The organism is Parabacteroides bouchesdurhonensis (genome assembly GCF_900186615.1).
Lineage (GTDB): Bacteria > Bacteroidota > Bacteroidia > Bacteroidales > Tannerellaceae > Parabacteroides > Parabacteroides bouchesdurhonensis.
Genome location: NZ_LT896588.1, coordinates 1,716,419 through 1,732,635, shown reverse-complemented (window position 1 = coordinate 1,732,635; position 16,217 = coordinate 1,716,419). Strand labels below are relative to the sequence as shown.

The following is a 16,217-nucleotide window of genomic DNA, read 5'->3' as shown; positions in this document are numbered from 1 at the left end:
TACTTACATTTGAGCGAAATAACAAATTGTATCGATTGGTGTGGTTGAATATTGTAAATTTACTATTAACAAGAAACTACTGATTGTTTTTTTTATCTGTGCATACAGTACGGAATATAGTCAGGCACAATGGACCAAAAAGGATTCCATTCGTCTGCAAAACATATTGTCCGGCAAGGAGCAACTACAATTAAATCCGGAAGTTCAGAAAGCTTTGGAACAGGGTACTTTAATCAACTTGGATAAACCCGCAGATAAAATGCACTCAGCCCCGACCACACTCCCTATATTAAAAGACTTTTCCGAATATCTGCAAATAGAAGATACGATAAAACAGAAACGCATAGCATTCAAAGACCTTCCTCCGGCCGTACTTATGCGTTATGGTTTGGACCGGCCGCTTCCCAAACAAAAAATGATGATGAATGGTATGGTAATACGGCCTTCGGATATAATGCCTTATGCGGAACGCCCCACCGGAATCGATTTTAATTACCTTATATCTTACCCGCTCAGTAAAAATTTTCGACAAAGGGAGTATAATAAAAAGCATGCCATTGCTTATAAATCGTATAACAGTTTGCCTACTTTAGAAGTGCACAACAAACAAAAAAAGTTTCGTAAAGAACATAGAGCAACCTTACCGCTACCTTTAGTTACAATAAAAGATTCCACTAAAGTAAAGCCACTAAACAGGGATACTTTAGTAACGGATTCCATTTTAATCCGTTCTAATTAATAAACGGTAACCATTCCCACGTAAATTTTCAATTTGTAAAAATGGAATATCTTTTAAGTCGGTACGCAAACGTTTAACGGTTTGCATCAACGCATCTTTACTGGCCAAACCGTCCGGCCATACAGAATCTTTTAAAGTATCCGTAGGAATAAACTGTCCATTATTCTTCAAGAGCAAATTAAACAGTTCCTGTTTATAACCTGTCAAAACAATCTCTTGATCTTTGTAAACAAATACGCCGTTAGCCTCATCATACAGTAAATCCTCTCTCAATAAAACACCTTCTCGAGGAACTTTAGGCACAGATAAATAAGAGATTCTTTTACGTTTTCTCCAAAATATAATCCATGATATTCCGGTTATAAAAACTAAGAAAACCAAAACATATACGGGTAATGAATGAGCTATAATATATGTAATCGGTATTTTTACATATCCGGAAAGAACAATTTCTCTATCAAATCCGAAAACAACCTCTTTCAACTTCCAGGCAGAAGCATAAAAAGCCGAATCGGAAGAACTGCAGTGCTTTACTCCCATTTCTTCATAAACAACAGCCGTTTTCGCCGGTATCTTATTTTGATGAAGCGTATTACAAAAGAAGCTATCTAATACAGCGACTTTTATCGGATTTGTTCTCATCAAAAAAAGCTGAGATATGAAATACTTCTTATCTTCCGAAGAGAAATTCTGCATTTCTGCCGTTTTTTTACGTACAATCATAGTATCTCCATACTCAATAACCACATCATCGGGCGCCTTATTTTCCTGAGCAGGACCTATGGAGTAAAAAAACGGAGTCTGGGTTTCCCTGGCATCTTTATCTTTATGCAAGCATTCTTCAAACAAGTTTTGCAATTGTTCCTTAACCTCTATTTGTGCATGTGTATAACTTTCACAGACGCCCCAAACACAAAATGCGCTAATAATCAAAGCAACTGCAAGTGGTATAATATATTCCCTATGTATAAATTTCATATAATAGATCTATCAACAGGACAAATATAGCCGCAAATTCATTAATAAAAAAATAATATGATATTTAATGACAACCGATTTTCATTACCTGACAGCTATTTGTCAGGTAAAATATTTGCCCCAAACAAATAAAAAGCGGTACTTCGAAATCAACCTATTTAGGTCTGAATATTCGTCATACAAAGTGGTTTTTCATTGGCAGGGAGAAGGCATTTTCCCTGCCTTACTTTAACCGGTTGTATAATCGTTTTACTTTAAGAAAAGTGTTAAATGAAATATTTTCATATTCTATATGATCATGATTTGAATCAGAGAAAGATACCATTTCTCAATTCCCCTTCCTTTCGCTTAACGTCAGAAAACAAGACGGATTTCATTTTCAAGATTTCAATAAATCCGGATTTTATATTCATCGCTAAATCTAGAAAATTGCGCTACGGGTAAATAATTAACCCGTGGCGCGTATCTATTTCTCATCATCTATCATTAAACGAAATCCCATCCCCCGTATATTTTCTGAATAAAAAATGTAGATAGTTTGTTTTCATTGTTTAATTTATTTTACTGGTTATGAAGATACTGTATTTTTTTATATTGAGTTTAATATGGTCTCAATGTGCATTATCACAAAATTCTCTTTACAAATTGAAAACCCGGAAAATCGGAGAATGGAGTCCCGATCCAAAGCCTAATCCTAATACTCCCAAGACAAAGATAATAAACCAAATAACAAAAGATAATTCAAAGTATACTATATATATAAAAGAGTATGTTGAGGGGAAATCTCTTTACGATCCTTACGCTATATTAGGAGTATATAATGCTAATAAAAATTATAATGTACATTGGGAAATTGATCCAGATACTACTTCTAAACATCAATTAAGGATATTTTCTATTTTTCCTGATGGATCTATGGCAATTAGAGAACGTTCTTGTAATGCTGATGAATATTTTAATTATGTCTATTTTAAATATTCTAAAGATGTTGTTTACGAAAAAGAGATCCCATTAGTTTTCATCTATGAAGATGATTCAAAAGAACGAATGAATGAACAATTTGTCAATGAGTATTTAGGGAAAAACACAGTTATTGATGTTGAAAAACGAGCATTTCCTTTTTCGAAATTTCGCAGATACATTCTTATATATTATATAGCAAGTATATACAAATAATTTTACACATGAAAACAATTCATTTCTTGATACTATTTTCTTTTTTATTGGGTAGTGTATCATGTAATTCCAAATTAAGTTATGAAAATTCTTCTCTTTTACAATGGGATGATTTTTCTCATTTTTCTGAACTTCAAAGTAAGAATCTTAAATTTAGAGAACCGTTGTTACGTCCGACACGAGTGTATTGTATTAATAATACCCTCATTTTTAAGGATGATTCAGAAGATAATATTTTACATCAATATGATAGTAAAACATTACAGAAAAAAGGGAGCTTCTTTACTTTTGGAAGTGGGCCAGATGAGTTCCTGTGGATACATCATTGTCAACCACTAGACACAAATATATGGATATCTGATTTACAAAAAAGATCTATAAATCAATACGATATAAAAATGATTAATAAAATGGATTCTAATAATATTAAGGCTATAAAAAGAATCCAATTTGAAGATCACTTCAGTTCAATTACAGTTTTACCCAATGGCCATTTTATGGCAACAATAAATAATCCTAAACATAAACGAATAACTTTGTTTGATGAAAATGGTAATTTTATTAAAACAGCAGGAGAATTTCCTCCTTTTCAAAAGGAATTAACGCCTTTTGAATCGATAGAAGGTTTTTATTGTTCAATAGTACTTAGCCCCTATAAAAACTTTATCTATCTTTTTTATAAGCAGACAGATTTGATAGAACAATATGATCTTGAAGGAAATCTAATAAAAAGGATTCATGGACCAGAACATTTCTTCCCGGAAGTCAAAGAGGCATCAAAAAACGACATGACTCATGTTAGTTCAATTCCCGAGAAATCAAAAGATGCCTATTTTTGTCCGGTAGTCACTAATGATAAAATATATGTTTTATATTCGGGTGCTTATTTTGATCCTAAGCAGCCTACTTATTTAATGAAACATTTATTCGTTTTTAATAATGAGGGAACACCTATTCAACGATATCTACTTGATCAATCCATATTTTGCTTCGCCGTAAATGAGGAAACAAACAAATTGTACGGAATTAGTAATGATCCTGAATTTCATATTGTCGAATATTCTTTAAAATTCTAACATTCTATCAAGCAAATAATCCTGAATAGTTTTTTCGGGAAACCCTTCAGGGTTATTCTATTGATAATCAATAGGGATGAACGGTTGAAGGTTTTTTGTCCATAAACTAGATTTATTTGATTATAGCTTGCAAGCCTTTCGTTGACTAATTCCAGACAAAAAGGATATATGTTTTGCAATTAAAAGTCCCGTCTTAACATTCCAAAAGAGCAGACCTTTGAAGTGTTAAGACGGGACTTTGCAACTCAAAAGATAGCTCTTTTACAGGCCTGCTATAGATTTTCGGCCTGCTGCTCTTCTTTTTGTAAAGGTTTGGATTCTCCATCTATGGTAAGTTGATATCCTCTACCGCGAACATTATTTATCGCTAAACAGGGTATTGGTTTTAAGCACCCCCGCAATCTTCTAATTACTTGCGTTATACTATCACTCGGATCATGTGATTTTCCCCATAGAGCCTCTGTCATTTCCTCATAAGTAATAAAATGGTTTTCATGGGCTATAAATAATTTAAGTAAGTCCACAATCTGCTGAGTCAATTTTATTCTCTGTTCACCATATTGTAAAACAAGCTCTTGCATGTTCATCGTTACCTCTTCTGTTATTTGAATTACAGCAGACTCATGATGAAGAAGCTCATTTCCGCTAACCTTCACAATCTGTTTCGGTTTCTGAGATAGTAGCAAAACAAATATTACAATAAAAATGACACTGAGTATACTCCAAGTAAAAAAATACCCACTAGAACTCCGCAAAACAGTATACCATGTCACTTTTGCAAATGCTTGTAATATGAGTTCTTGCTCCACTCCTGTCCTGATTTGCGGAGTAGCATAAGCTACCTCATAAAAAGAAGAATCTTTATTGCTCTTATAAGTATCATCGGATGCTTTATCCGTGTAAGAAATGGAAGTCGTCACAAATATATCTTGTTTACGCAAGCGAGAGAGCAACAAACTATCCAGTCTGTTTACATTAATAGGATTTTCTTGCCTGAGAACAGACTGTAAAATATTACTATATTTTTCGTTCTCTGATTGTTTTTTTTCGATAATAGGAGCACGCTTCATTCCACGATGATCCTGAATGGTTACTGAATCTCCGGAATTCACAGGTGAGCTGTAAATATGAAACGGCAATTTTTTTTCTTCCCACCTAATAGTAAGGTCTTCAGCAATAATTTCTTGAAAGCTATCATTTATTGCAATATATACACGCTCTCGTTGCTGTATATATAGCCAATGACTTGCCAGCACAAAAAAGAAGCAGGTAATCCCAACACTCAATATCTTAAAATAGCCTTTCATCCGTTGTAAACCAAGTTTTCTAAATTTGTTTCAAATATATAAACAAAAAGCATATCCTACTCTATTTTATCAAATTAGCATATCATTTTTATGTCAGAATTCAATTATCAGAAAAATATCACCATTTTTATTTTATCACATCGTAGTTATAAACGTCTTTTGCATACAAATTATTAACTAATTGCATTATGAAAAAACAAAGTTTAAAATTAGCCTTAATTATAACAGGCTCTATAATGGGATACCTGTTTGTTACAGACGGAAGTATAGAAAGCAGAAATCTCACGTCCTTAATGTTATCAAACGTTGAAGCATTAGCATATCCGGAAGGACCAGGGAACACTTATTGTATCGGTATAGGAGACATTGACTGTTATGGAGACAAAGTAAAGTATAAATATTCCGGATACAGCTTATTTGAATAAGTAAAATGAGATATTTGATATCCATACTAATTTCCTTATCCTTATTTTCTTGTCAAAAAGATAAGAATAAGGAGATTATTGAACTAGTCAATGAATGGCAAGGAAAAGAAATTGTGTTTCCTCCTGATATGATTTTTACTCGTTATTTGATGGATACTACAGACTATCAAATAACACAAAGTGATTACAAAGTGCTTATTTATGTCGATTCCATTGGATGTGCCAGTTGTAAATTGCAGTTACCCAAATGGAAAGAATTTATCGCTCAGGTAGACTCATTAACAAACAGTCAAGTTCCTTTTCTCTTTTTTCTCCATCCGAAAGACTATAAAGAAATACGGTACATTCTAAAACGAGATGGATTTGATTTTCCTGTTTGTATAGATACAGAAGATGCACTAAATAAACAAAATAAGTTTCCTGCAAACATTACATTTCAGACTTTTCTATTGGATAAAGACAATAAAGTAGTTGTGATCGGGAATCCGGTTCACAATTTAGCGGTAAGAGATTTATATCTGAAACAACTTTTGCATGAGAAGCATATAGCTGACAATTCAATTAAAACAACAGCAGAAGTAAATATAACAGAAGTGAACTTAGGTGATATTCCTGCCAAAAAGACAAAAAAGGCCGATTTCATCGTAAAAAACACAGGAAACAGTCCTTTAGTTATTTTAGGAACCAGTACTACTTGTGGGTGTGCTGTTACAACATTTGATAAACATCCTGCTAAGCCGGGAGAGAGTCTTCATTTAACAGTAAACATGACACCGAAAGAATCCGGCATGTTTGATGAAGTTATCATGGTAAAGTGTAATACGGAAAAAACGATTCAACTAAAGATACGGGGACATGCCCAATAAAGGCAAGAAAGGGAAGAATGCCAGAGATTAGAGAACCCCAAAAGCAAACTTCCCCCATGTCCCCTTCAAAAAAAAAAGGAGGTGATGGAGCAAAAGTAAGAAGAATTCAGGAATAACAATATTTCTTATTGAAAAATTGTAGATAAAGAAATAAAGATATAATAGAATAATAAATTTAATATTTAAAGACAATGAAAAAGAAATTATTCGGTATAGCTATAGTTGCTATGATTGCAGTAGCTGCTGCATGGAATGTGAATGAGAATAAAAGTGAAGTTACACTGAGCGATATCGCATTAGATAATGTGGAAGCATTGGCAAGAAGAGAAAGTGGTTCAGATTGTATCACTGCTAATTGTTATTGGAGAGAACAAGAATGGTGTGAATATACATGTAACGGAATTTTATATTCCAGCTCTCATATGATTAATAAACATTAAATAGGTTAAACTAAAGAACTGACTAAAGTTTTTCTATTAGCCAGTTCTTATTTTTATTATTATATTATGAATAAACTACTTATTTTTTCTATGTCTATCATAATACTCTTTAGTTGCACAAACAATAAAAGGGACTATGTATTGTTGAAAATAAAAGAACCAATATCAATAAAAGGACAGGCTAAAGAATTTGAAGTTAGTCTTCCCAGTCAAATTGAATGGATTAATTCGAACCTATATCTTTTTAGAGTTAATGGATGTACTGCAAAAGTATTTGATGACATAAATGGAACAAACATCGCTGATTTTGGAAGAATGGGCCCTGGTCCTGACGAATTTATATCTCCCTATTATGGTGGTTACGACGAGGAAAATAATAAAATATACATTAGCGACATCTCATTAAATTTATTTCGGGAATACGAAATAGTGAAGCAAAATGATACATTAATATTTAAAAGATGTACATCAAAAAAAATCTTACGCGATAATCTTTCATTTCGTGCAACAATACACTTAAAAAACGGATATACAATAGGACAAACTATTGCCGGAACAAATAAACTTTTCATCCTATTCGATTCGGAAATGAAAGTTCATCATACTTTTGGAGAGAACCCTGTTAAAGGAATAGAGACAACAGATATGTATCCTTTTGCAGGACTTCTGACAGCTTATGAAAATCAGTTCGTTTTTGCAGCAATGCATTATGGTTATATTGTTAGTTATATTATTTCAGATAATGGAAATGTTACCAAATTATGGGAACATTATTTATCACGCCCATACTATGAGATGCATGCAAATAAATTTAAATGGGATAAGGAAAGAAACAGATTAGGCTTTTATGACGTCAAAATGAGCAATAAGTATATCTATACTCTTTATAGTGGAAAAAAGGATTCTCCCGATAACTATATACCCGACAATATGTTAATTTTTGACCTGAATGGAAATTTAGAACAAAACTACCTATTAGACAAACAGTCAGGACGTTTAGCAATAGCACACGACAGTATTGCTTATACCCTCTATTCAGTGCCTGATGTAGGAATTGCAAAATATCCACTCAATCATTAAGCCTTTATAGAAATATTGATATAGCTGCATTAATAAAGTCTACATTAATGAAATATTTCACATTTATAACCTGTTTTTTTTTATTATCTTGTATCCAAAAAGAAAATAAGAAGTTAAATTATGCTTTAGATTTCGCTGAAAATAATCGTGGAGAATTAGAAGTTGTTCTTAGACATTATAAAAGGGATTCTCAAAAGCTTACTGCAGCCAAATTCCTCATCAAAAATATGCCAGGTCATGCAGGTTATGATTCCACATATATCAATAAATGGCAGCCTATATATGATCAGCTATGTGCTATCTCTGAGAAATACAACTGGGAAAGAACTGGTTTATGGGCAAGAGAAACCAGAGCTTTTGGAGAAAAGTTAGAAATAAATATATTTCCCAGTCCAATGCGACAAGATATCTTGACAGTCAAGGCAGATTGGCTTATTGGGGTAATTGATCTGGCATTTAAAGCATGGCAGGAGAATGAATATACAAAGAACTCTTCTTTTGAAGATTTCTGTTCCTATATTCTTCCATATAGATTCCAAAATGGGGTGTGCTTAGATAATGCCAGACAAGTATTTTATCAACGTCATGCGGGATATTTTAGTGATAATACCAAAAACGTTCAAGAGGTGGTTGACTCATTAAGCAATCAATATAGTTTTCTCCAATATAATTTTAATGCTGCAACTGCAGTCCCTATTTACGATGTTGCAACTTTCGAGTATGTTAAAAGAGGGTTATGTGAACAGATGACATGGTATAATTGCCTGCTTTTTTCGGCATTAGGAATGGCTGTAGCTATTGATTTCGTGCCTGAGTGGGGAAATAGAAACGAATCTCACAGTTGGAATGCACTTATAGTTGATGGTAACAGTTATCCTTTTGAACCATTTTGGGATAAAGACAGATGGAAGTATAAAAGGATTTACAACAATGAGTGCTTTGATCTGGTATGGGGAAAATTCAGATTGCCCAAAGTATATCGTAACACATACGAATATCATTTTACAGGGCCTGCGGTTGATAAGCAAGTATCGCCGAATGACATTCCGGACTTATTCAAAAATCTAAGAAAGAAAGATGTATCTTCCGAATATTTTCAAACAACAGATGTTTCTTTAGAAATAACTGAACGTATTCCGGACAAAACCCCATATTGTTATTTATGTGTATATAGCTCTAGCGGTTGGATTCCGGTACAATGGGGAAAAATTGAAAAGGATAAACATGTAACTTTTAAAGATATGGGACGTGACATTGCCTATCTTCCTGCATTTTTCAAAAACGGCACGGTCATTCCAGCCGCCCCATTATTCATTTTAAAGCAGGACGGTTCGATTGAAAAACAACTATGTACAAGTTCAAAAACAGATATAACGATCAGAACTCCCAAACATTATTTATATAAGAACCTGATAGCCGATGGGAAAAAGCCGTTAAACGGAGGACGATTTACCGGTAGTAACGATCCGGAGGCTACAGAACATCAGTCGGAAAATTTATTTACTCTGACAGACAGTATTGATATGTGGACCAATGATATAAAAATATCAGGCAGAGAACCCTATAGATATATTAAATTTCTGACTCCATCAGATACAATCTCCTTATGTGAAGTTTCCTTTTTTGAACGACAAAACGGACAACTAATAGAAATTTCTAACGTAAAAGTGTCTGCAAACGCAAAAGGATTTAAAGAAGAAGAAACATTGGATATGCTTACCGATCATATATCGGCAACCGGATTTAAAGGGACTTTTCAAAATAAAAAAGAAATGAATCGAGGGATATTATTTGATCTGGGTAAGCCATGTCTTGTTGAACAGATATCTTATATACCTTATACAAAAAGCGAGGTAGTTGATTCTTCCGATTTTAGTTTATTCTATTGGGATAACGAATGGAAGCATGTAGAGACAATAAAAGGAAACAACAATTTTATAACATTTAAGCAAGTTCCACAAAATACCATGTATAAAGTTACCTCACAAAAAATCAAAGAAAGGATATTTACCTATGACCGTGGTATGATAAAATGGTACTAAGTTTTTCCAAATTATTGGCAAATACAATACAGTATTGAAGTAGTATGCCCAAAAAGAAACCTAAAGGAAAAGAATTGACTCTTGAAGAAAAACAGGAGAACAAGAAAATTTGCGGAATTAGGATTAAAGTTGAACATGCCATTCGTGGTATGAAAAATTTCTTATTGAAGAATCGTAGATAAGAAGTAAAGAAATAACAGAATAACAAATTTAATATTTAAATATCATGAAGAAAAAATTGTTTAGTATAGCAACAATTGCTATAATTGCAGTAGCTGCAGCTTGGAATTTCAATGAAAATAAAAATGATGTGACTATACATGTAACGGAACTTCATATTCCAGCTCTCATATGATTAATAAACATTAAATAGGTTAAACTAAAGAACTGACTAAAGTTTTTCTATTAGCCAGTTCTTATTTTTATTATTATTTTATGAATAAACTACTTATTTTTTTATGTCTATCATAATATTCTTTAGTTGCACAAACAACAAAAGGGACTATGTATTGTTGAAAATAAAAGAGCCAATATCAATAAAAGGACAGGCTAAAGAATTTGAAGTTAGTCTTCCCAGTCAAATTGAATGGATTAATTCGAACCTATATCTTTTTAGAGTTAATGGATGTGCTGCAAAAGTATTTGATGACATAAATGGAACAAACGTCGCTGATTTTGGAAGAATGGGCCCTGGCCCTGACGAATTTATATCTCCCTATTATGGCGGTTACGACAAAGAAAATAATAAAATATACATTAGCGACATCTCATTAAATTTATTTCGGGAATACGAAATAGTGAAACAAAATGATACATTAATATTTAAAAGATGTACATCAAAAAAATCTTACGCGATAATCTTTCATTTCGTGCAACAATACACTTAAAAAACGGATATACTGTAGCACAGGTAATTTCAGGAACTAACAAAATGTTCATTTTATTTGATTCTGACATGAAAATCCATCATACATTTGAAAGCAATCCAGTAGGAGAGGATGTAACCGTTTTACACCCTTTTTCTGGGTATTTAACAGCAAATGAAAATCAATTCACCTTTGCTGCAATGTATTATGGATATATTGTTAGTTATAATATATCAGATAATGGAGATGTAACTAAATTATGGGAACACTATTTGTCGTGTCCATATTATGAAACGAATAGAGGCCGAGTAAAATGGGATAGAGAGAGAAATAAAATGGGATTTTTTGACGTTAAAATGAATGATAAACATATTTACGCTCTTTATAGTGGAAAGAAAGACATAGATGATATCAGTAGAGTACCCAGTAATCTCTTAATTTTTGATTTGAACGGTAAATTAGAAAACAATTACTTATTAGACAAACATTTAGGACGTTTAGCAATAGCACACGACAGTATAGTTTATACAATTTATACAGAGCCTGATGTAGGAATTGCAAAATATCCACTCAATCATTAAGCCTTTATAGAAATATTGATATAGCTGCATTAATAAATTCTACATTAATGAAATATCTCATATTTATAACCCTCTTTTTTTACTATTTTAATATTCAGATGTTTAAAACTAATTAAAATAGAATAAGAATCAAGTCTTGAAAACAAGAAAAAATGAAAATAACAGCATTATTCACAATCAACGTTTTTCTGGTACTATTAGGATGTGCCTATTCAAGTCCGGATACAGATGAAGAAAGCAATCCGATACTTGTTCTCTATCAACTAAAATAGATGCTCTGACAAATCAACTGACAGGTGAAACAATAGAACATACATTTCTATTTTATTAAAGCATAAGTTATTTTGACTTGTCAGTTTTTTGTCAGTTAAGTAAATTGTCAGAATAAAAGAAACAAATTTATTTTACAATATTCACAGAAGACATAGAACTAACGATAAAATAATTATGAAAACTTCGTACAACCTATTATTTATTTACTACATTTGTAATAATTAAATCTAATATCATGAAAAGTTGCAAAGTGTTTATCATATTTTTACTCTCCGGCGTGCTGGCCTGCTCGGGAGAAAAGAAAACCACCGATATAACAGAAGAATCTGTTGAGACAGTCTTACCTGATGAAACAAATAAGGTCACTATCATGACCTTACAAACTACAGATTTCAATCATGAATTAATAAGTAACGGTAAATTATCCGCCCGAATGTATGTGGACTTGAAATTCGAGTCTGCCGAACCCATCGCTTCTATCTTTGTAAAGAATGGAGAACGGGTAACCAAAGGACAAAAGTTAGCCGAACTATCAAAATTCCGTTTAGCCAATAAAACAGCGCAAGCCAAAAACTCATTGGAACAGGCAAAACTGGAACTGCAAGACGTATTAATCGGGCAAGGGTATAAATTGGAAGATTCTGCGAAAGTTCCTGCAGCAACAATGCAATTAGTTAAAGTAAAAAGCGGATATGCCCAAAGCCTTGCACAATATGAGCTGGCTAAATTTGAAGAACAGAACGCAACTCTCATAGCACCTTTTGATGGGGTTGTTGCCAATTTATTTGCTAAACCTTTCAATACGGCATCCAGTTCCGATGTATTCTGTACCATTATAAACCAAGGAACGCTAGAAGCCTCTTTTACCGTATTGGAAAGTGAGCTTCCTCTGATAAAAGTGGGCGACCGGGTAGAAGTTTCCCCTTTTGCCTCCCCTGAAAATAAGGTAGAAGGACGTATCTCCGAAATAAATCCTTTAGTAGACGAAAACGGAATGGTAAAAATAAAGGCCGCAGTTACGGAGAAAGGCAAGTTGTTTGAAGGTATGAATGTACGTGTAAGCGTTCATCGTTCCCTTGGAAAACAATTGGTTATTCCTAAAGAGGCTCTCGTTCTTCGTTCGGGCAAACAAGTAGTATTTACTCTGGTAGAAGGTAAAGCTTACTGGAATTATGTACAGACCGGTCTGGAAAACGCAAATAGTTACACCATTGTAGATGGATTAAAAGAAGGCGATATTGTAATAACAAGTGGCAATATCAATCTGGCACATGAAGCTCCTGTTTCTGTAATTGAAAAATTATGATTAAATTCCTGCTCCAACGACCTATCGCCGTATTAATGGCTTTTACGGCTTGTTTTATCATCGGATTGGTGACTTATTTTACCATACCCGTCTCTTTGTTACCGGATATTGCCATCCCTGAAATCACAGTACAAGTTACCGGACAGAATACTTCGGCCCGGGAACTGGAGAATACAGTTGTGAAACCGATCCGTTTGCAACTTATGCAAGTAGCCGGGTTGAAAGATATACACAGTGAGACAAGGGACGGAGCAGGTATTGTACGGCTAAATTTTGATTTCGGTACAAACACGGATCTTGCTTTCATTGAAGTAAACGAAAAGATCGATGCAGCGATGAATTATCTGCCCAAAGAGGTAGAACGTCCCAGAGTAATTAAAGCCAGCGCAACAGACATACCGGTATTTTACCTTAACCTCACTTTAAAAAGTGACAAAGGACAAGAAAACGAAGCGGCATTTCTTGACCTTTGCCAGTTTGCCGAAACTGTTATAAAAAGACGTATAGAACAATTGCCGGAGGTTGCTATGGTAGACATAACCGGAATGTTGAAACGGCAGGTACAAATTGTTCCAGATATGAAATTGCTGGAAATGGCAAACATTACATTAAATGAACTTGAAACGGCATTAAACTCTAATAATATCGAACCGGGAAGCATGATTGTCCGCGACGGTTATTATGAATACAATATCAAATTTTCTACATTATTACGAACTCCGGAAGATGTACAAAACATATATATTCGCAAAAACGGACGTATCTTTCAGCTAAAAGACATTGCTCGTATCGCAATCGTACCGGAGAAAGAAACCGGGTTATCGTTAGCAGGAAACAAAAGAGCAGTTAGCCTTGCCATCATTAAGCAGTCTGATGAGAATATGGACAATATGAAAGAAGCGCTTAATGAAGTGACTGATTATTTCGCTTCCGTATATCCGGATATTGAGTTTAGCGTTACGCGAAATCAAACAGAATTGCTGGATTATACCATCTCTAACCTAAAGCAGAACCTGTCGCTCGGATTCCTTTTTATTTGTATCGTTGCCATCTTATTCCTTGGAGACGTAAAAAGTCCGGCCGTTATCGGATTAAGTATGGTAGTCAGCATCATTATCAGTTTTCTGTTCTTTTATCTATGTAACATGTCACTCAACATCATTTCCCTTTCAGGATTAATTCTGGCTCTAGGTATGATGATAGACAGTTCCATTATCGTAACGGAAAATATCGTACAATACAGGGCAAAAGGATTTTCTTTGGAGGATGCTTGCATTAAAGGGACCTCCGAAGTAATCACTCCTATGTTAAGTTCTACGTTTACTACTATTGCCGTATTTGTTCCGTTGGTGTTTATGAGTGGTATAGCCGGTGCAATCTTTTACGACCAGGCTTTTGCCGTAACAGTGGGGTTAATGGTTTCTTACTTCACCGGCATTATGCTTCTCCCTGTACTTTATAAACTGGTATATAGCATACCGGAAATAAAACATTCATGGATAAATCTGAAAATTAATAATCTGATAAAGGCGCATACTTTAGACCGTTTTTATGACGGAGGTGTCGATTTTATTTTTAGACACAAAAAACCGACACTTATATTTGTAGCCATTACTCTACCCCTTTGCGCATACCTGTTTTATGCAATACCTAAAAGCAGGATGCCGGAAATAGATCAGAACGAGCTGATAATGCATATCGAATGGGGTGAAAATATCCATGTTGATGAAAACAGAGAAAGAGTAAACTCCATCTTTGCCGAAGCTGATAAAACCGGAGCTTTATATACAGCCTATATAGGACAACAACAGTTTTTGCTGAACAGAGACAGAGAACTATCCGTTTCGGAAGCTGAATTATACTTCAAGACACCTAAAACTGACGATATTGCCCCTTTGCAATCAAGTATTCAACAAAAAGTAAAGCAAGCATATCCAAACGCAGTTGTATCTTTCTCTCCTCCTGAAACTGTTTTTGAAAAGTTATTTGTCACCGGAGAAGCCGATATTGTTGCCGAATTATATACACGCAATAAAGCGGAAGCTCCTGAAGCCATCACTTTAAGAAAACTGGAAAAAGACATTATTGCAAATACCGGAGAAAGTCCGGTAGGTGTCGCGTTTGACGACCAGTTGAATATTTCAATTGACCGGCAGAAACTTCTTTTATATAATGTAGACTACAATGAAGTATACAGAATATTGAAAACCGCTTTTAAAGAAAATGAGGTAACCACCCTCCGTTCTTATCAGCAATATCTGCCGATAACTTTAGCCGGTAAAGAACAAACGATCAATCAAGTATTGGAGAATACTCTTATACGAACAACACCGGAAAATGATAAAGAGAAAGTGCAATACATCCCTCTGCAATCATTGGTTCGTGTAACACAAGGTGAAGACCTAAAGACAATTACAGCGGGAAAGAACGGAGAGTACATTCCATTTAGCTTTTATGATGTAAAAAACGAAGAGAAGTTAATGAATAACATCAAAGCAAGTATCACCGACTGGGATCTGGACTTCTCCGGCAGTTTTTTCTCCAATAAACAGATGCTTAATGAGTTGGTTGTTATCTTGTTTATCTCTATCCTGCTGATGTATTTTATTCTGGCCGCCCAGTTTGAAAGTTTCCTCCAGCCGCTGATCGTACTATTGGAAATTCCTATTGACGTAGCTGCTTCGTTATTAGTACTCTGGATATGCGGGCACACTTTAAACCTGATGAGTGCTATTGGCATTGTTGTAACATGCGGTATTATTATTAATGACTCCATTTTAAAGTTGGACGCAATCAATGAACTCCGTAAAGAAGGAATACCGCTTATGGAAGCCATACATGAAGCCGGGAGAAGACGCCTCCGTCCTATTATTATGACATCTCTTACCACGATATTCGGAATGGTTCCTTTGCTGTTCTCTTTTGATATGGGAAGCGAATTACAGAAACCTCTTTCCATTGCCATGATTTCAGCCATGTTTATAGGTACAGCCGTCAGCTTGTTTGTGATTCCGCTGGTATATTGGTTCATTTACCGAAAACACGCATAAGAGTAAAACAAA

The 16,217-nt window shown here is 34.3% G+C and carries 16 protein-coding genes; 14 read left to right on the top strand and 2 right to left on the bottom strand.

Translation table 11 applies throughout. From position 1 onward, the window contains the following. Positions 1-40: 40 nt before the first annotated feature. Positions 41-739, top strand: a complete 699-nt coding sequence (locus tag C1721_RS07375) for a DUF4858 domain-containing protein (protein ID WP_159063561.1) — start codon at positions 41-43, stop codon at positions 737-739. Here the strand turns inward: C1721_RS07375 and C1721_RS07370 are convergent. Continuing rightward, on the bottom strand, positions 722-1,717 hold the full coding sequence (locus C1721_RS07370) for a winged helix-turn-helix domain-containing protein (RefSeq protein ID WP_102407790.1): 996 nt from the start codon (positions 1,715-1,717) through the stop codon (positions 722-724). The genes C1721_RS07375 and C1721_RS07370 overlap by 18 nt on opposite strands. Positions 1,718-2,287: 570 nt before the next feature. Between C1721_RS07370 and C1721_RS07365 the strand changes: the two genes are divergently transcribed. Together C1721_RS07365 and C1721_RS07360 are read left to right on the top strand one after the other, a co-directional pair. After that, a complete protein-coding gene (locus C1721_RS07365) occupies positions 2,288-2,893 on the top strand; it encodes a hypothetical protein (protein ID WP_102407789.1) in 606 nt (201 codons plus the stop codon). Positions 2,894-2,901: 8 nt separating this feature from the next. Further along, on the top strand, positions 2,902-3,969 hold the full coding sequence (locus C1721_RS07360) for a BF3164 family lipoprotein (protein ID WP_102407788.1): 1,068 nt from the start codon (positions 2,902-2,904) through the stop codon (positions 3,967-3,969). Between the two features lie 272 nt (positions 3,970-4,241). On the opposite strand, the gene C1721_RS07355 is transcribed toward C1721_RS07360, so the two are convergent. Continuing rightward, on the bottom strand, positions 4,242-5,276 hold the full coding sequence (locus C1721_RS07355; protein ID WP_102407787.1) for a helix-turn-helix domain-containing protein: 1,035 nt from the start codon (positions 5,274-5,276) through the stop codon (positions 4,242-4,244). A 188-nt stretch (positions 5,277-5,464) separates the two neighbouring features. Here C1721_RS07355 and C1721_RS07350 point away from each other — a divergent pair, with 188 nt between their 5' ends. The 11 genes from C1721_RS07350 (at position 5,465) to C1721_RS07310 (ending at position 16,205) form a co-directional block, all read left to right on the top strand. Continuing rightward, complete coding sequence (locus C1721_RS07350) at positions 5,465-5,701, top strand: NVEALA domain-containing protein (RefSeq protein WP_102407786.1); 237 nt, start codon at positions 5,465-5,467, stop codon at positions 5,699-5,701. 5 nt (positions 5,702-5,706) lie between these two features. Further along, positions 5,707-6,567 carry a DUF1573 domain-containing protein gene (locus C1721_RS07345; protein ID WP_102407785.1) on the top strand — a complete coding sequence of 287 codons (861 nt, stop codon included), beginning with the start codon at positions 5,707-5,709 and terminating at the stop codon, positions 6,565-6,567. Between the two features lie 191 nt (positions 6,568-6,758). After that, positions 6,759-7,007, top strand: coding sequence for an NVEALA domain-containing protein (locus tag C1721_RS07340; protein ID WP_102407784.1), 249 nt, complete (start codon positions 6,759-6,761; stop codon positions 7,005-7,007). Between the two features lie 66 nt (positions 7,008-7,073). Next, complete coding sequence (locus C1721_RS07335; RefSeq protein WP_102407783.1) at positions 7,074-8,087, top strand: BF3164 family lipoprotein; 1,014 nt, start codon at positions 7,074-7,076, stop codon at positions 8,085-8,087. A gap of 47 nt (positions 8,088-8,134) precedes the next feature. Then, on the top strand, positions 8,135-10,129 hold the full coding sequence (locus tag C1721_RS07330) for a hypothetical protein (protein WP_102407782.1): 1,995 nt from the start codon (positions 8,135-8,137) through the stop codon (positions 10,127-10,129). 44 nt (positions 10,130-10,173) lie between these two features. Then, positions 10,174-10,311: a transposase family protein gene (locus tag C1721_RS16535; protein ID WP_108745537.1), complete on the top strand. Its 138-nt coding sequence runs from the start codon at positions 10,174-10,176 to the stop codon at positions 10,309-10,311. Between the two features lie 44 nt (positions 10,312-10,355). After that, a complete protein-coding gene (locus C1721_RS16415) occupies positions 10,356-10,484 on the top strand; it encodes a hypothetical protein (protein ID WP_262497548.1) in 129 nt (42 codons plus the stop codon). 103 nt (positions 10,485-10,587) lie between these two features. Further along, positions 10,588-11,016: a 6-bladed beta-propeller gene (locus C1721_RS07325; RefSeq protein WP_102407781.1), complete on the top strand. Its 429-nt coding sequence runs from the start codon at positions 10,588-10,590 to the stop codon at positions 11,014-11,016. Next, entirely contained in the window at positions 10,959-11,576 is a 618-nt protein-coding gene (locus C1721_RS07320) for a BF3164 family lipoprotein (protein WP_102407780.1), read from the top strand. The genes C1721_RS07325 and C1721_RS07320 overlap by 58 nt, the downstream gene beginning before the upstream one ends. Positions 11,577-12,084: 508 nt before the next feature. Then, on the top strand, positions 12,085-13,155 hold the full coding sequence (locus C1721_RS07315) for an efflux RND transporter periplasmic adaptor subunit (protein ID WP_102407779.1): 1,071 nt from the start codon (positions 12,085-12,087) through the stop codon (positions 13,153-13,155). Beyond that, positions 13,152-16,205, top strand: a complete 3,054-nt coding sequence (locus tag C1721_RS07310) for an efflux RND transporter permease subunit (protein ID WP_102407778.1) — start codon at positions 13,152-13,154, stop codon at positions 16,203-16,205. The genes C1721_RS07315 and C1721_RS07310 overlap by 4 nt, the downstream gene beginning before the upstream one ends. Positions 16,206-16,217: the final 12 nt, after the last annotated feature.